The sequence below is a fragment of the Streptomyces azureus genome (genome assembly GCF_001270025.1).
Taxonomy (GTDB): domain Bacteria; phylum Actinomycetota; class Actinomycetes; order Streptomycetales; family Streptomycetaceae; genus Streptomyces; species Streptomyces azureus.
In genome coordinates, this window is record NZ_DF968533.1 from 42,303 (window position 1) to 58,869 (window position 16,567).

Sequence of the window (16,567 nt, forward strand, 5' to 3'; positions counted from 1 at the left end):
CCGACGGCTGCTACCGTCCGCTCATGCCTCCAGCTCAACGGCACCCCACGATGGCCGACGTCGCCGAACGGGCCGGGGTCTCCACATCCACCGTCTCGCGCACGCTGCGCGGCCTGTCCACGGTCTCGGCGGAGGTGCGGGCGCGGGTCGAGAAGGCCGCGCGCGAGCTGAACTTCGCCGTGTCCCGGCAGGCCGCGAGCCTGGTCACGGGCAGGACCGGGACGGTGGCGGTGCTGGTCCCGACGCTCGACTCCTGGTTCATGGGATCCGCCCTGTCCAGCCTGGCCCCGCTGCTGCGGGCGGCGGGCATGCAGCTGAACGTCTACGAGATCCCGGACCTGGCCGAGCGCACGGCGTTCTTCGAGCACCTCCCGGCACGCCGCAACGCCGACGCGCTCCTGGTGTTCTCCTTCGACCTGACCGTCGAGGAGACCGCACGGCTGGACGACCTCGGCATGCCGGTGATCTACGTCAGCCAACATGTCGCCGGACGGCCCAGCGTCTACGTCGACGACGTGGCCGGCGCCCTGCACGGCACCCGGCACCTGCTCAACCTCGGCCACCGCCGGATCGCCTTCGTCCAGACGGCGGGCACGAGCGGCTTCTCCTTCAGTTCCAACGAACGGCTGCTGGGCTACCAGCAGGCGCTCAACGAGGCGGCGGTCCCGCTCGACGACGAGCTGGTGGTGTCCACGCGGGTCGGCGACAAGCGCGCCGCCGCCGAGGTGCTCGGCATGCTGCTGAGCCTGCGCGAGCCGCCCACCGCCGTCTTCGCCGAGCAGGACGAGGTCGCCGTCGCCCTCATCTGGAACCTGCGCAAGACGCAGATCGCCGTACCCGAACGCATCTCCGTCCTCGGTTTCGACGACCAGCCGCTGGCCGACTGGTTCGACCTGTCCACGGTCGCCCAGTCACCCTCGGACATGGGCCGGGAGGCCGGCGAGCTGGCGCTGAAGCTCATCGACGACTCCGGGGCTGACCACCAGCGGCATGTCGTGCTGCCGACGTATGTGCTCCCGCGTGCCACGACCGCGCCGGTGGCCCGTGCCGGGGGCGAGGTGGAGCGGGGCGGCGAGCCGGCGGGCGGGTGCCGTGACGCGGTGTAGGGGCGCTGGAGACACGGGCCGGCGTCAGCCCTCCGCGAGGGCGAAGAACCGCATCGGGGAGTTCGCCCTGAACCCGATGCGCGGATACACGGGCGCTCCGGCGGCGGTGGCGTGCAGGGTCGCCCGGGTCAGCCCGGTGGCCCGGCCGCCCTCGTGCAGGGCCTTCCGCGTCACCGCTTCCCCGTATCCCCGCCGCTCCCACGCCGGATCGGTGGCGACGAGCAGCACGAAGAGGCGGCCGTCGGCCTCGACGGTGGCGGCGCAGGTCACGGGAGTGCCGTCGTCGCGCACGCCCAGGCAGGCGTACACCTGGCTCTTCCACAGCGAGGAGCGTCCTAGCCCGTCACGGCCGTCCTCCAACGGGAACCCGTAGGCACGCGAGTTGATGTCGGCGAAGGCGCGCAGTTGCTCATCGGTGGTCACGCGTACGAACGTGAGGTCGGGGTGGGCGGGCTCGGGAACGGGCAGTAAGTCCCCCGCCATCCCCGTACCGGGAAAGGCGTGGACGAGCCCGGCTCGCTCGGCGGCTTCCCCGAGCCCCGCGCGCGCGTCGTCGTCGAGCAGATCCTCGAAGACCCACAGAAAACCGGGGCACTTCTTCGACCGCATGATCTCCGCGACCTCGTTCAGCCGCTGCTTCAGCAGCCCGGCGGTGGTGCCGTGCTCGGTCAGCGTGACGCAGTTCCAGAAGGCGAACCGGCAGTCGGCCCAGCGGACGGCGATCCCCGGCAGATCGCGGACGTCCGCCCGCGGATCCCGGTCGAGCACCATGACCCGCCACACCGCGGCGAGCTGCTCCATCGATTCGATCGAGTCCGCGAGATCGTGCATGACATCTCCCCAGATCGGCGACGGCGCACGGGCGTTGGCCGTGCCCCGTACACGTACTGCCCTTCGCGGGGCTGCCTCATCCCGACCGTACGGCGATCCCCGCCCACGGCCCTCGACACGGCGCCCGCCTTGCAGCCCGCTCCGGCCCTCGCGTCTCCTGCTCGCCCTGTCACCGTCCGGCAGAGCTGTCCTGTTGGGCCCGTCGGCGTGTGGCGGCGACATCGCGCATGGCCAGCAGAAAACGCCGCACCGTGGCCAGCTCCTTCTCCTCGAAGGACCGCATCTCGGCGACCATCTCGTGGATCAGCGGCCCGAAGAACGACCAGCCCAGGGTGACGGCCTCGTCCTGGACGACCAGGAGCACCCGCCGGCGGTCGCGCGTGTCCCGTTCCCGGCGCACGAGCCCCAGCCGCTCCAGCCGGTCGACCAGGGCAGTGGTCGATGCCGAGTTCACACCCAACTGCGCTCCGAGCCATCCGGGCGTGGCTCTCACGCCCTCCCGGCCGGCGTCCAGCAGGTGGATCAGTGCGCGCACATCCGTGGGATGAAGCCCTTCACCGCGGAGCGCGTGCGGGCCTTCCACCGGTGGGAGACCGGCCGCACCCCTGAGAATCCGGTGTGGCGGGCGTTCCTGGACAGTACCGCCACCGCCCGGCGGTCGAAGGTCGTCGCCATGCGACGCCCCAGGGCACAGCACTTGAGGGCCTGTACTGTCCCGGCCCTGGTGCTCCTGGCCGAACACAGCCGGGTTCACGACGTGCCACGCACAGCGGCCGCCGCACGTCGGCTCCTGCCCGAAGCAAGCGTCGTCACCCTGCCTGACGCCTCCCACCACTCCATCCCCACCGAGCGACCTGCCGAACTCGACCGCCTGCTGGCAGAGTTCCTTGCCTGAGCGCCGCAGCCGCCTTGGCGACGGGTCCGACACGCGCGGTTGCTCGCGCCCGGTCAGTGGCCGCCGGCGAGTTCGCCGCTGAGCGTCTCGTGGATCCGGGCGCTGGGCTCGTTCAGGCCGATGATCTCGACGGTCTTGCCACGCTGGGCGTACTTGGTCTCGATGGCGTCCAGGGCGGCGACGGACGAGGCGTCCCAGATGTGCGCGGCGGACAGGTCGATGACGACCTTGTCGGGGTCGGTGGCGTAGTCGAACCGGCCGACGAGGTCGCCTACGGAGGCGAAGAACAGCTCGCCCGTCACCCGGTAGACGACCGTCGTGCCGTCGGGGCCGGTGACGGCGGTGACCTCGGCGAGGTGGGCGACGCGCTTGGCGAAGACGACCATCGCGGTGATCGAGCCGACGACCACACCGACGGCGAGGTTGTGGGTGGCGACCACGCACGCGACGGTGACCACCATGACCGTGATCTCCCCGGCCGGCATCCGCAGAAGCGTCTTCGGCGCGATGGAGTGCCAGTCGAAGGTGGCGACCGACACCATGACCATCACCGCGACCAGCGCCGCCATGGGAATGTCGGAGACGACCGGCCCGAAGACGACGCACAGCACCATCAGGAACGCGCCGGCGAGGAACGTCGACAGGCGCGTGCGGGCGCCGGACACCCGTACGTTGATCATCGTCTGGCCGATCATGGCGCAGCCGCCCATGCCGCCGAAGAAGCCGGTGACGATGTTGGCGACGCCCTGTCCGACGGACTCGCGGGTCTTGGAGGAGTGGGTGTCGGTGATGTCGTCGACCAGCTTGGCCGTCATCAGGGACTCCATGAGCCCGACCAGCGCCATGGCGAGCGCGTACGGGGCCACGGTCGTCAGCGTGTCGAGGGTGAACGGCACGTCCGGCAGCCCCGGCACGGGCAGGGAGGACGGCAACTCGCCCTTGTCGCCCACGGTCGGCACGGCGATCCCGGCCGCCAGGGTGATCACGGTCAGGATGACGATGGACACCAGCGGCGCCGGGACCACGGTGGTGACCTTCGGGAAGAACACCATCAGCGCCAGCCCGGCGGCGATCAGCGGATAGACCGGCCACGGCACGCCGGTCATCTCCGGCACCTGCGCCATGAAGATGAGGATGGCGAGGGAGTTCACGAAGCCGACCATCACCGAGCGCGGCACGAACCGCATCAGCTTCGCGACGCCGAGCGCGCCGAGGACGATCTGGAACACACCGGCCAGGATCACGGCGGCGACGAGGTAGCCGAAGCCGTGCTCACGGTTCAGGGGCGCGATCACGAGGGCGACGGCGCCGGTGGCGGCGGAGATCATCGCCCGGCGGCCGCCGACGACCGCGATGGTGACGGCCATGGTGAAGGAGGCGAACAGGCCGATCGCCGGGTCGACCCCGGCGATGATGGAGAAGGAGATCGCCTCCGGGATCAGCGCGAGCGCGACCACCAGGCCGGCCAGTACCTCGGTGCGCCAGACCTTCGGGTCACGCAGCCAGTCGGGCTTGAGACCGCGCAGTCGGGCGGCGGGAGACAGTACGGAGGAAGACAAGGAAACAGCTACCTGTCGTGCTCGGGCACACCCCCGGGCAGGACGAGGCGTGCGTAGTACGGCGCGGAAGGCCGGTCCGGCTTCCCGCGATCGGCCCGCTCACGGGCCGGAAGATTCAGGACGGAGCCGAGAGACGCGATCGGACGCGCGTCTGAACTCGGGTCAGCGGCGCAGGATCACGGCGGACAGGCGGCGCCGGGCACCACGGACTCACGCACGCTTCTCTCCTGCAAGCTCGAAATTCACGAGCAACTCTACCCTGACGTTAGGGTAGAGATCGGCGGGGATGCTTCGGAAGAGGTCAGGGCAGGGACGTGGACGGCAAGCACATGCAGATCGGCGAGGTCGCCGCGCGGACCGAGCTGTCCCTGCGTACCATCCGGCACTACGAGGAGGCCGGACTCGTCGTCCCCTCGGCCCGCTCGCAGGGCGGCTTCCGTCTCTACACGGAGGCCGACGTCGCCCGGCTGATGGTCATCCGCCGTATGAAGCCGCTCGGTTTCACGCTGGACGAGATGCGCGACCTGCTCGCGGCAACCGACCGCCTCGACTCCGGTGACGACCTGCCCGCCTCCGAACGGGAGGAACTCCTGGAACGCCTACGCGGTTTCGAACAGGCCGCGCAGCGTCGGGTGGAGGACCTGCGCACCCAACTGAGCCGGGCCGAGGATCTCGCGGCCACACTGGCAGACCGCCTCGCCCGAACACCCACGGCCTGAGCTCACCCTCACGTCTCCCCCCACGGGAGACTCAACTCCGCTCCCGCGCCCCGTAGATCGCGTGCTCCGCGCCGGTGGCAAGGGCCCAGTACCGGTCGCCGTACGACCAGTGCCACCACTCGGTCGGGTAGTTGACCAGGCCCGCCGCCGTCAGCGCGTCGCCGAGCAGCCGCCGGTTGTCGCGTGCCCGGGGCGGGATGCCGGGAGCGTTCGTGTAGCAGGCGCCGTCGCTCTCCTCCGGACTGGCGTTCACCCGCGTCCCCATGTCGAGTTCCTGCCCGTCGGCGGACATGAGGGTCAGATCGACTGCCGCACCGGCACTGTGGGGAGCTATCTCGGGCGGTGACACATAGCGGCTCGCGGCCTCGCGCACCTGTTCCGCCGGCCAGCCCGGATGCTCCGCCCGCAGGGCGTCGGAGTACTGCTCGAAATAGGAACGCTGGAGGGCGGGCGGCCGGTACCCCTCGACGAACAGCAGACGAACGCCGTCCGGCAGCAGCTCCTGAGCCTTCAGAAGGCGGGCCAGGACGCCCTTGCGCAGGTGCGCGAAAGCGCCCGACCCGTCTTCCTTGCGCGGGTCGACGGCGATGGACCCCCGCGCCCTGACGTCGAGCAGCTCTTCACCGCAGTCGACCACGGGGATCGCCGCGACCCTGGAATCCGACATCAGCACGATCTTGGTCATGCGCTCATCATGACGCAGGTCCCGAGTGGCAGAACAAGGGCCCGAGCACGCCGAGGTTGCTGCCCTGGTGGCCTCAGAAGGGCAGGGGCAGGGCGAGCGGCATCGGCGGTCGTGACATCAGTCAGCCGGGGTGTCCCTCGGCTGGTGTCGCCGACGTGCTGCGGATGGCGGGCGTCGAAGGGGCCGCGGTAGGTCCAGGTCTTCAGGTCGGGTGACTCGTAGAGCAGGGTTCCCCTCGGCACGGACCTCGCGGCCGGTACGCTGCGCACCCTCGCCCGCCGGCAGGGTGCCGTCACCGATCCGTCCACGGAGGAGCACCCATGGCGGCCGTCACTGACGGTGTTGCTCCGAGGCCAAGGCGTTCACGAGCAGAATGTGGAGAAATCGGCTGTGACTGCCGATGCAGGATCCGAGGAAGGCGGGTCACTCGAAGTGCCCGAGTCCATGCGCCGGTTCGGCCTGGCAGCAGCACGGCGAGCAGGGCCGACAGTGGCTCCACTCTCTGCCACGCGTCATCTCTTCTGTCCATAGCCGAGTTGGAGCACCAGATGGAGTCACTGGCACCGGTCCTCATCCACGGTGACTGCGCCGGCCTACCGCCGATCTCGCCTTCCTCAGCGTCCGTGCGGCATCCGCGGGCCTCTATCGGAGCGGTAGAAGCTCTCAAGGACGCACGCGGTCACCCCTGTTGCCGCCGAGCCGTCCTCCGGTGCTCGCCATGATGCGTTCCAAGGAGCGTCGGCCCATCCGACTCATGGGTGGGTTGCTTTCGACGTAGTACCAGACCAACCCCATGGCTTGAACGAAGGCCCACGCCTTGCCCCGCTCCCATTCGAGGTCGTCGCACCCCAGGTGATCGCGGAGAACCCGGCGCGGCCGGGCATCGAGCAAATGCCACGCGCTCACGAGATCCAGAGAAGGGTCGGCCGGCCCGAAGCCGCCGACGTCAAGAATCCCCGCCAGCCGGCCGGCGGACACGAGCACGTTGCCGGGAATCAGGTCACCGTGGGTCATCATGTCCTCCGCCGTACCGCGCGGCAGCTCGCGCAGTGTTGCCCAGAGGTGGCGAAGCCGGGGAACATCCAGGAGTTGCTCGCTGTGTTCGAAGCAGGTCTCCATCCACGCGTCGTGGGATCGCAGGTCGCCTCCCCGGCCTGTGCCGGCAAAGGCGCGACCACGTGTGTCGATCGCGCGTAGGTCGCCGATGAGGTCGGCCAAGTCGCGGGCGAACGCAACCGATTCACCCGGGTCCTCGTCGGTGGCCACGATGCCGGGCAGCCACGTCTGCACCGACCACGGAAGGGGGTAGCCCGCCCCCGGTTCGCCCAGCGCGACCGGCTCGGGCGTGGGGAAACGCGTGCGCCCCGCCAACTCGCGAGCCGCTTCGCCTTCGGATTCCAGTTGGCGCCGCGTCGACTCGACGTCCGCGGACTCAAGAGGGAATCGAGCTGTGAACCGATCGCCGATGCGGAAGATGGCGTTGACCGTGCCGTGGCCGGCAATGCTCCTGACCGGCAGGCTCCGCCACTCGGGAAACTGCTGATCTACCAACGTGCGCACCGTCTCAGGTGACACGGTGAGCTGGTTGGCGTGCATCTTCATGGTGGCAGCATCCGCGTCACGATCTTCTACTGCAATCCGTTTTTTCGTCGCGCGACCTCTCCTGCCGGCCGTCCGGGACACGAACACAGAATTGCTGTCATCCGTTGAAGACGGGGGAAGACCACCACGATGACCCGACCCCGACGCGAGTCTCAGGGGGGCGGGCATGGGCTGTCTGACCGCACCTCGCGTCTTCGTGTCGACTGGCCGCACGCCCGGGTCGGCCCGCGTCACGGTGATGCGGTCGCGCTCCTTGCCACTGTGATGCGGTCACGCTCCTTTCGAGCGCGTCCCTCAGCGGCGTGCGGCCCCGCCCGCCGCCCAGGGCGCGTCCGTGCCCCCATCGAATCCAATGTGTCCCGGCCGCCTGACGGCCCCTCTCCGACACCAAAAAAGGGCGAGGCCCGAAGACCCCGCCCACGACCAACGAAACCCCAGCTCAGGGCCAAACCAAGCAATAAGGCTGATGCCCCGCCTCATGCAACCGATGCGAGAAGTCCTGCCACTCGTGCAGCAGTTGGTACACGTTGAACGCGTCCCGAGGCCCGCCCCGGTCCGGGACCGTCGACCAGATGAAGGCCGCCGCGCCCACCGTCTCCTCGCCGATGCCGCGCAGGGGGTCGACGACGGTCATCGGGAGTTTCACGACCGCGTAGTCGGGGTGCAGGACGACCAGTTCCAGGGGCGGCACCTTGTGCAGGGGAATGCCCTCGATGCCCGTCAGGACCATCGCCGCCATGGTCTCCGGCTTGATCTTGGTGAACATGCCGTTCATGCCGAGCTCGTCGCCGCCGAGTTCCTCGGGACGCATCGAGATCGGGACGCGGGCCGCGGTCGCGCCGTCCGGCGCGCCGAAGTACTTGTACGTCACCCCCACCCGACCACCATTCCTGCTCCCGGCCCGAAGATCGTCCAGCCGACGTTCTGTACGTCCGTCGAGCCGCTCCGGTTCACTCGGAAAACTCTGAGCCCGACGTGCTTCCTGCGTGTCCTCCGCTTCGCGCCGGTGCCTTCCCCGCCGGGCACGTCGAGGACCCAGGTCATCAGTCCCCTCGCCCAGTCCGCCACCGCGATGCATATCTCCACCCGACTGCTTTTCTAGGACGCGTCGCCCCCGCCGCGCAACCCGATCATCGTGTCAGTGACCTCCCCCGCGGCCGCTCGCCGAAACGTGCGCTGAAACATCTGCCCGCGGGATCTTCGCAGCCTCCGACCACCCTCGGCCGTTTGAGCTGTGTGTATCACGTCCCAGTCTCTCAGACGACGGAGGTTCGGGGACCGGTTGCCGGGCACTGTCCTACCCTGAACAGGTCACTCACACCCGGAGTCCGACGTCGTCGGAGAAGGTCGGAGAAGTCGCAGGTCATGAGCGAACTGGCATATCCGTATGAAGCACCGGCCTCGCAGGCTCTGTTCGACCGTGCGGCGGCTGTCACACCCGGTGGCGTGAACTCGCCGGTGCGGGCCTTCCGCGCGGTCGGCGGCACACCGCGGTTCATGGTGTCCGGCAACGGGCCGTATCTGACCGATGCCGACGGGCGGGAGTACGTCGACCTCGTGTGCTCATGGGGGCCCATGATCCTGGGGCACTCGCACCCCGAGGTCATCGCCGCCGTGCAGGAGGCCGTCGCCCGCGGTACGTCCTTCGGTACGCCCGGTGAGGGCGAGGTCGCGCTCGCCGAGGAGATCGTCGCCCGGGTGGAGCCGGTCGAGCAGGTGCGGCTCGTGTCCAGTGGGACCGAGGCGACCATGTCCGCGATCCGGCTCGCGCGCGGGTTCACCCAGCGCAGCAAGGTGATCAAGTTCGCCGGGTGCTACCACGGGCACGTCGACTCGCTGCTCGCCGCCGCCGGCAGCGGCGTCGCGACCTTCGCGCTGCCCGACACCCCGGGTGTCACCGGTGCCCAGGCCGGCGACACGATCGTCCTGCCCTACAACGACCTCGACGCCGTACGCGCCGCCTTCGCCGCCCACCCCGGCGAGATCGCCTGCGTGATCACCGAGGCCTCCCCGGGCAACATGGGCGTCGTACCGCCCGCGGACGGCTTCAACCAGGGCCTCAAGGACCTCTGCGCCGAGAACGGCGCCCTCTACATCTCCGACGAGGTCATGACCGGGTTCCGGACCAGCCGGGCCGGTTGGTACGGGATCGACGGGGTCCGGCCCGACCTCATGACCTTCGGCAAGGTCATGGGCGGCGGCTTCCCCGCGGCGGCCTTCGGCGGGCGCGCGGACGTCATGGCGCACCTCGCCCCGGCCGGGCCCGTCTACCAGGCCGGCACCCTCTCCGGGAACCCCGTCGCCACCGCGGCCGGGCTCGCCCAGCTGCGCCTCCTCGACGACGCCGCCTACGACAAGGTCGACGCCGTGTCGAAGCAGATCCAGGGGCTCGTCAGCGAGGCGCTGACCAAGGAGGGCGTCGCGCACACGCTGCAGAACGCCTCCAACATGTTCTCCGTGTTCTTCACCGACCGGCCCGTGCGGAACTACGAGGACGCCAAGGCGCAGGAGTCCTTCCGCTTCACCGCGTTCTTCCACTCGCTGCTCGCGAGCGGCGTCTACCTGCCGCCGTCGTCCTTCGAGTCCTGGTTCGTCTCCACCGCGCACGACGAGCGGGCCGTGCAGCGGATCGCCGACGCCCTCCCGGCGGCGGCCCGAGCCGCCGCGGAGGCCAGGGCATGAGCCCCCAGAACGGCAGCCCCCGGAACAACGGCGTCGACGACGACATCACCGTCGTCCACGTCATGCGGCACGGCGAGGTGGCCAACCCGGACGGCATCCTCTACGGGCGGCTTCCCGGTTACCACCTGTCCGAGCTGGGCCGGCGCATGGCCGACCGGGTCGCCGAGCACCTCGCGTCCCGCGATGTGACGTACGTCGTCGCCTCCCCGCTGGAGCGGGCGCAGGAGACGGCGGAGCCGATCGCCAAGGCGCACGGGCTGGACCTCGCCACCGACGAGCGGCTGATCGAGGCCGGCAACATCTTCCAGGGCAAGACGTTCGGTGTCGGGGACGGGGCGCTGCGCAGACCCGGCAACTGGAAGCACCTGATCAACCCGTTCCGGCCGTCCTGGGGCGAGCCGTACGTCGACCAGGTCGTGCGGATGATGAACGCGCTGAGCGCCGCGAAGGACCGGGCCCGGGGGCACGAGGCCGTCGTGGTCAGCCATCAGCTGCCGATCTGGATCGTGCGGTCGTACGTCGAGCGACGGCGGCTCTGGCACGACCCGCGCAAGAGGCAGTGCACGCTCGCCTCGCTGACGAGCTTCACGTACCGGGGCGACCGGATCGTTTCTGTCGGCTACAGCGAGCCGGCCCGCGATCTCGTCCCGGCCCATCTCCTCGCCGGTGCCAAGCCGGTGAAGGGGAAGGACAAGGCGTTCGGCGCGTGAGCCGGCGCGCAGGGCGCCCTGCGCGCGCGTAGGCCTTTTCCGTTCGACCCCTTCTGTTCGCTTACGACTCCTCCGTTACGGAATCTGCAAATATCAGCGGAACCTCCCCGTTCATCACGTCCTCTGACTGGGTGACCACCAGAGAACGTGACGAACGGGGATGCAATGCGCCCTTACTCCCGCAGGGGAATGCTCGGAATCGGCGCGGGTGCCGCGGCCGCCGTCTCGCTCGCCGGGTGCGGCGGACTCACCGGGTCAGATGGGTCCAGCCATGCCGACGGTTCCGGAGACTCCGCGGAAGGCGGGTCGAAGCCGAAGCCGACCGCCCGGCCCATCGGTGACGGCTCCACCGCCTACACCGGCAAGCAGCCCCACCAGCCCGCGAAGCCCGAGCCGCTGGAGCCGGGGCAGACCCCGCCGCAGTTCGTCGTGTTCTCCTGGGACGGCGCCGGCGAGGTCGGCAACGGGCTCTTCCCGCGCTTCCTGGACCTGGCCAAGGAGCACGGCGCGAGCATGACCTTCTTCCTGTCCGGGCTGTATCTGCTGCCCGAGTCGAAGAAGCGCCTCTACGACCCGCCGAACAACCCGCGCGGCGCCTCCGACATCGGCTACCTCACCGACGCGCACGTCAAGGAGACGCTGGAGAACGTCCGCCGGGCGTGGCTGGAAGGCCACGAGATCGGCACCCACTTCAACGGGCACTTCTGCGGTGAGGCCCACGGCTCGGTCAAGAACTGGACGCCCCGGCAGTGGCGCAGTGAGATCGACCAGGCGAAGTCCTTCGTGAAGGAATGGCGCACCAACACCGGCTGGAGGGACCTGCCGTCGCTGCCGTTCGACTACGACAAGGAACTCGTCGGCGGCCGTACGCCCTGTCTGCTCGGCCAGGACAACCTGCTGCCCACCGCCCGTGAGCTGGGCTGGCGCTACGACGCCTCCTCGCCCGGCGGCCGTCAGGTGTGGCCGGTGAAGCGGCAGGGGCTCTGGGACCTGCCGTTGCAGCAGATACCTTTCCCCGGCCGTGGCTTCGAGGTCCTCTCCATGGACTACAACATGCTGGCGAACCAGTCCATCAGCACCACGAAGGCCCCGGCGCACAACTACCCGGGCTGGCGGGAGCAGTCGGCTCAGGCGTACATACAGGGATTCAAGCGGGCATACGAGACTAATCGGGCACCTCTCTTCATCGGCAACCACTTCGAGCAGTGGAACGGCGGCATCTACATGGACGCCGTGGAGGAGGCCTTCAAGCACATCGCGCGGGAGAAGGAGAAGGGCGCGGATGTGCGCCTCGTCTCCTTCCGGCAGTTCGTCGACTGGCTGGACGTACAGAAGCCCGAGGTGCTCGAAAAGCTCCGCACGCTCGACGTCGGCCAGCAACCGGCCGGTGGCTGGAAGGGGTTTGTCGAGAAGACCCCGACAGGTGCCGGTACACCCTCCCGGAGCGCCGCCTGAAATGCGGTTTTCCACCCGCAAGGGGGGTGGGCGAGAGCCTCGGAACGGACATGCGAAACTTTTCACATGAGTGCCGCCAGCCGCGCCCCCCTGCGCTCGAACCGCTCGTCCCGCACGACCCACTCGACCCGGGTCCGTCGCCGCGCCGCCCTGACCGCCGGTGCCGCCGTGGCCGCGCTGCTCGTCACCGCGTGCGGCTCCGGCGGCACCTCCGGCGGGGGCGGCAACACCAACTTCGTCACCGGCACCGACGGCATCGCCACGGTCGCCGAGGGCAAGCGCACCCCGGCGCCCGACCTGTCCGGCAAGACCATCGACGGCAAGACCCTCGACGTCGCCGACTACAAGGGCAAGGTCGTCGTCCTCAACGTGTGGGGATCCTGGTGCAACCCCTGCCGCGCCGAGGCCAAGTACTTCGCGAAGGTCTCCAAGGAGTACGCCGGCAAGGGCGTGCAGTTCGTCGGCATCAACACCCGGGACACCAACCTGAAGTCCGCCACCGCCTTCGAGAAGGACTTCGGGATCTCCTACCCGAGCCTGTACGACCCGACCGGCAAGCTGATGCTCCGCTTCGAGAAGGGCACGCTCAACCCGCAGACGGTCCCCTCCACGCTCGTCCTCGACCGGGACGGGAAGATCGCGGCCCGCTCGCTGTCCGCGCTCAGCGAGGAACGGCTGCTGAAGATGCTCAAGCCGGTCGTCGCGGAGAAGTGACGTGAGCGCAGTCACCACGCTCGCCGCGGTCGCGGACCCCAACGGCACGGTGCTCAACGGCGCCCTGCTGGTGGCCCTGCCCATCGCACTGCTCGGGGGACTCGTCTCCTTCTTCTCGCCCTGCGTGCTGCCGCTCGTGCCCGGCTATCTGTCCTACGTCACCGGGGTCGCCGGCACCGACCTCGCCGAGGCGCGGCGCGGCCGGATGGTCGCGGGCGCCTCCCTGTTCGTGCTCGGCTTCACCGCCGTGTTCGTCTCCTCCGGGGCGCTGTTCGGTTACTTCGGCAACACGCTCCAGGAGCACAAGGACGTCCTGTCCCAGGTGCTCGGCGTGCTCATGATCCTCATGGGCGTCTTCTTCATGGGCCTGATGCCCTGGTTCACCCAGCGCGAGTTCCGGTTCCACCGGAAGCCGGTGGCCGGGCTGCTCGGTGCGCCCCTGCTCGGAGCGCTGTTCGGGATCGGCTGGACGCCCTGCATCGGCCCCACCCTCGCCTCCGTGCTGGCCCTCTCCTCAGACCAGGGGAGCGCCGGACGCGGTGCCGCCCTCACCGTCGCGTACTGTCTGGGCCTGGGCGTGCCGTTCGTGCTCGCCGCGGTCGCCTTCCGCAAGGCCCTCGGCGCCTTCGGGTGGATCAAGCGCCACTACGTCTGGGTGATGCGGATCGGCGGCACCATGATGATCGTGACCGGTCTGCTGCTGCTGACCGGCGCGTGGGACCGCATCGTGCAGGAGATGCAGGTCTGGTCCGACGGCTTCACTGTGGGGATCTGATCGATGAGCAAGACCACCGCCTCCGACCCGGCCCCGACCGCCGCCGAGAACCAGGAGCTGGGCGACGCCGGCTCCCAGCTGTCCACCGCCCCCACGGAGGATGCGCCCAACCTGCCCTCCCTGGGCGTCATCGGCTGGGCCCGCTGGTTCTGGCGTCAGCTGACCTCCATGCGGGTCGCGCTGCTGCTGCTCCTGCTGCTCTCCCTCGGCGCGATCCCCGGCTCGCTCATCCCGCAGACCGGCAGCGACGAGACGAAGGTCGCCGACTTCCGCAAGGCGCACCCCACCCTCGGGGACGTCTACGACAAGCTCGGCCTGTTCCACGTCTACAGCTCGGTGTGGTTCTCCGCGATCTACATCCTGCTGTTCATCTCCCTCATCGGCTGCATCATCCCCCGCACCTGGCAGTTCGTGGGCCAGCTGCGCGGCCGCCCGCCGCGCGCGCCCAGCCGGCTGAACCGGCTGCCCGCCCACACCACCTGGCGCACCACGGCCGAACCCGAGCAGATCCACAGCGCCGCCCTGGCCCTGCTGAAGAAGCGCCGCTTCCGCGCCCACCTCGCCGGTGACGCCGTCGCCGCCGAGAAGGGCTACCTGCGCGAAGTGGGCAACCTGGCCTTCCACATCGCCCTCATCGTGCTGCTGATCGCCTTCGCCTGGGGCCAGCTGTACAAGTCCGAGGGCAACAAGCTGGTCGTCGAGGGCGACGGCTTCTCCAACACCCTCACCCAGTACGACGACTTCAAGTCCGGCAGCCTCTTCACCTCCGACGACCTGGTGCCGTTCAGCTTCAACCTGAAGAAGTTCACCGGCGCCTACGAGCGCACCGGCCCCAACAAGGGCACCCCGCGCGTCTACAAGGCCGACCTGACCTACAGTGCGGGCCCCTACGGCAAGGACGAGAAGACCACCGTCAGGGTCAACCACCCGCTGGAGATCGGCGACGCCAAGGTCTACCTGGTCAGCCACGGCTACGCCCCGGTCATCACCGTCCGCGACGGCAAGGGCAACATCGTCTACGACGACGCCGTACCGCTGCTGCCGCTCGACGCCAACGTCACCTCCTCCGGCGTCGTCAAGGTCCTCGACGGCTACCGCAACCCCGAGGGCAAGAAGGAACAGCTCGGCTTCAACGCGTTCTTCGTGCCGAGCTTCGGCGGCGCCGCCAGCGGCACGATGCTGTCGCAGTTCCCCGCGCTGGACTCCCCGGTGCTCGCGCTGTCCGCCTACCACGGCGACCTGGGGGCCGACTCCGGCATCCCGCAGAGCGTGTACCAGATGGACAAGACCAACATGAAGGAGTTCAAGGACTCCAAGGGCAAGCTGTTCAAGAAGCTGCTGCGGCCCGGCGAGACCATGAAGCTCCCGAACGGCGCCGGTTCGGTCACCTTCGGCAAGGACGTCAAGGAGTGGGCCGGCTTCCAGGTCGTCCAGGAGCCCGGCGGCGGCTGGGCCCTCGCCGGGGCCCTCGTGGCCATCGGCGGCCTCGCCGCCTCCCTGTTCATCCAGCGCCGCCGCGTCTGGGTGCGCGCGGTCAAGGGCGCCGACGGCGTCACCGTCGTGGAGATGGCCGGTCTCGGCCGCAGCGAGTCCGCCAAGGTCCCCGAGGAGCTCGGCGACCTCGCCGGGATCCTCTACGACCAGACACCGGCCGCGCCCGGCCCGGACGACCCCGCAGATTCCCCCGACACCGACCAGGAGCCGGGTACCGAAACCCCCGTACCTGCCGAAGGGGCTGAGAAGTGACTCTCGCCGCCGCCACCAACGAAAACCTCGCGAACATCAGCAATGTGCTGATCTACTCCGCGATGGCCGTCTACACCCTGGCGTTCTTCGCGTACATCGCCGAATGGCTCTTCGGCAGCCGCAGCAAGGTCGCCCGGACCGCCGCCGCGCTCACCAGGGAGCCGGAGGCGAAGAAGGCGCCCGCCGTCACCGTGAACACGGCGGGCGGCACCGCCGTCCTGGAGCGGCCGAAGGTCACCGTGCGGGCCGCGACCGGTCAGCGGGACGTGCCGGACGGGCCCGGGGCGCACGGCGGTGACGAACAGGGCGACCTGTACGGCCGCATCGCCATCTCCCTCACCGTGCTCGCCTTCCTGATCGAGCTGGGCGGCGTCGTCGCCCGCGCGGCCTCGGTGGAGCGGGCGCCGTGGGGCAACATGTACGAGTTCAACATCACGTTCTCCACGGTCGCCGTCGGCGTGTACCTCGGGCTGCTGGCGCTGAAGAAGAACGTGCGCTGGCTCGGCCTGTTCCTGATCACCTCGGTCCTGCTGGACCTGGGCCTCGCGGTCACGGTCCTCTACACCGCCAGCGACCAGCTGGTCCCGGCCCTGCACTCGTACTGGCTGTACATCCACGTCTCCACGGCGATCTTCTGCGGCGCGGTCTTCTACGTCGGCGCGGTCGGCACGATCCTGTACCTCTTCAAGGACTCCTACGAGAACAAGCTCGCGAGCGGCGGCACGCCCGGCACCTTCGCGACGTCCGTCCTGGAGCGGCTGCCCTCCTCCGCCTCCCTCGACAAGTTCTCCTACCGCGTCAACGCGGCCGTCTTCCCGCTGTGGACGTTCACGATCATCGCGGGCGCCATCTGGGCCGGTGACGCCTGGGGCCGCTACTGGGGCTGGGACCCGAAGGAGACCTGGTCCTTCATCACCTGGGTCGCCTACGCCTGCTACCTGCACGCCCGCGCCACCGCCGGCTGGAAGGGCCGCAAGGCCGCCTACCTGGCCCTGATCGCCTTCGGCTGCTGGCTGTTCAACTACTACGGCGTGAACATCTTCGTCTCCGGCAAGCACTCCTACGCGGGCGTGTAGGCCCCACCGGGG

Annotated in this window: 16 protein-coding genes; 10 read left to right on the plus strand and 6 right to left on the minus strand. The window is 69.4% G+C overall.

Annotation, left to right across the window (positions count from 1 at the left end; all coding sequences use genetic code 11):
* Positions 1-50: 50 nt before the first annotated feature.
* The gene (locus AOQ53_RS38135) at positions 51-1,106 is read left to right on the plus strand and encodes a LacI family DNA-binding transcriptional regulator (RefSeq protein WP_059424499.1); all 1,056 of its coding nucleotides are present in this window, start codon (positions 51-53) and stop codon (positions 1,104-1,106) included.
* 24 nt (positions 1,107-1,130) lie between these two features.
* Here AOQ53_RS38135 and AOQ53_RS38140 read toward each other — a convergent pair whose 3' ends face one another.
* Complete coding sequence (locus AOQ53_RS38140; protein WP_059424501.1) at positions 1,131-1,937, minus strand: GNAT family N-acetyltransferase; 807 nt, start codon at positions 1,935-1,937, stop codon at positions 1,131-1,133.
* Between the two features lie 169 nt (positions 1,938-2,106).
* The gene (locus AOQ53_RS38145; protein ID WP_059425018.1) at positions 2,107-2,550 is read right to left on the minus strand and encodes a MarR family transcriptional regulator; all 444 of its coding nucleotides are present in this window, start codon (positions 2,548-2,550) and stop codon (positions 2,107-2,109) included.
* On the opposite strand from AOQ53_RS38145, the gene AOQ53_RS38150 reads away from it, so the two are divergent.
* Positions 2,482-2,832 (plus strand): alpha/beta fold hydrolase, encoded by a 351-nt coding sequence (locus AOQ53_RS38150; RefSeq protein ID WP_236711973.1) that lies wholly within the window; start codon positions 2,482-2,484, stop codon positions 2,830-2,832. The genes AOQ53_RS38145 and AOQ53_RS38150 overlap by 69 nt on opposite strands.
* A 53-nt stretch (positions 2,833-2,885) precedes the next feature.
* Here AOQ53_RS38150 and AOQ53_RS38155 read toward each other — a convergent pair whose 3' ends face one another.
* The gene (locus tag AOQ53_RS38155; RefSeq protein WP_174523416.1) at positions 2,886-4,376 is read right to left on the minus strand and encodes a SulP family inorganic anion transporter; all 1,491 of its coding nucleotides are present in this window, start codon (positions 4,374-4,376) and stop codon (positions 2,886-2,888) included.
* A 329-nt stretch (positions 4,377-4,705) separates the two neighbouring features.
* Here AOQ53_RS38155 and AOQ53_RS38160 point away from each other — a divergent pair, with 329 nt between their 5' ends.
* Positions 4,706-5,110: a MerR family transcriptional regulator gene (locus AOQ53_RS38160; protein ID WP_236711954.1), complete on the plus strand. Its 405-nt coding sequence runs from the start codon at positions 4,706-4,708 to the stop codon at positions 5,108-5,110.
* Between the two features lie 31 nt (positions 5,111-5,141).
* Here AOQ53_RS38160 and AOQ53_RS38165 read toward each other — a convergent pair whose 3' ends face one another.
* The 3 genes from AOQ53_RS38165 to AOQ53_RS38175 form a co-directional block, all read right to left on the minus strand.
* Complete coding sequence (locus AOQ53_RS38165) at positions 5,142-5,795, minus strand: M15 family metallopeptidase (RefSeq protein WP_059424505.1); 654 nt, start codon at positions 5,793-5,795, stop codon at positions 5,142-5,144.
* Between the two features lie 663 nt (positions 5,796-6,458).
* Positions 6,459-7,397, minus strand: a complete 939-nt coding sequence (locus AOQ53_RS38170) for an aminoglycoside phosphotransferase family protein (RefSeq protein ID WP_099054779.1) — start codon at positions 7,395-7,397, stop codon at positions 6,459-6,461.
* Between the two features lie 439 nt (positions 7,398-7,836).
* A complete protein-coding gene (locus AOQ53_RS38175; protein ID WP_174523414.1) occupies positions 7,837-8,475 on the minus strand; it encodes a hypothetical protein in 639 nt (212 codons plus the stop codon).
* Positions 8,476-8,762: 287 nt separating this feature from the next.
* On the opposite strand from AOQ53_RS38175, the gene hemL reads away from it, so the two are divergent.
* The 7 genes from hemL (at position 8,763) to ccsB (ending at position 16,555) form a co-directional block, all read left to right on the plus strand.
* Positions 8,763-10,079 (plus strand): glutamate-1-semialdehyde 2,1-aminomutase, encoded by a 1,317-nt coding sequence (gene hemL, locus AOQ53_RS38185; RefSeq protein ID WP_059424511.1) that lies wholly within the window; start codon positions 8,763-8,765, stop codon positions 10,077-10,079.
* Positions 10,076-10,789: a histidine phosphatase family protein gene (locus AOQ53_RS38190; protein WP_059424513.1), complete on the plus strand. Its 714-nt coding sequence runs from the start codon at positions 10,076-10,078 to the stop codon at positions 10,787-10,789. The genes hemL and AOQ53_RS38190 overlap by 4 nt, the downstream gene beginning before the upstream one ends.
* 165 nt (positions 10,790-10,954) lie before the next feature.
* A complete protein-coding gene (locus AOQ53_RS38195; protein ID WP_059424514.1) occupies positions 10,955-12,244 on the plus strand; it encodes a polysaccharide deacetylase family protein in 1,290 nt (429 codons plus the stop codon).
* Positions 12,245-12,310: 66 nt separating this feature from the next.
* A complete protein-coding gene (locus AOQ53_RS38200) occupies positions 12,311-12,958 on the plus strand; it encodes a TlpA family protein disulfide reductase (protein ID WP_059424516.1) in 648 nt (215 codons plus the stop codon).
* A gap of 1 nt (position 12,959) precedes the next feature.
* Complete coding sequence (locus AOQ53_RS38205; protein WP_059424518.1) at positions 12,960-13,733, plus strand: cytochrome c biogenesis CcdA family protein; 774 nt, start codon at positions 12,960-12,962, stop codon at positions 13,731-13,733.
* Between the two features lie 3 nt (positions 13,734-13,736).
* Positions 13,737-15,479 carry a cytochrome c biogenesis protein ResB gene (gene resB, locus AOQ53_RS38210; RefSeq protein ID WP_059424520.1) on the plus strand — a complete coding sequence of 581 codons (1,743 nt, stop codon included), beginning with the start codon at positions 13,737-13,739 and terminating at the stop codon, positions 15,477-15,479.
* Positions 15,476-16,555 carry a c-type cytochrome biogenesis protein CcsB gene (ccsB, locus tag AOQ53_RS38215; protein ID WP_059424522.1) on the plus strand — a complete coding sequence of 360 codons (1,080 nt, stop codon included), beginning with the start codon at positions 15,476-15,478 and terminating at the stop codon, positions 16,553-16,555. Before resB ends, ccsB begins: the two co-directional genes overlap by 4 nt.
* Positions 16,556-16,567: the final 12 nt, after the last annotated feature.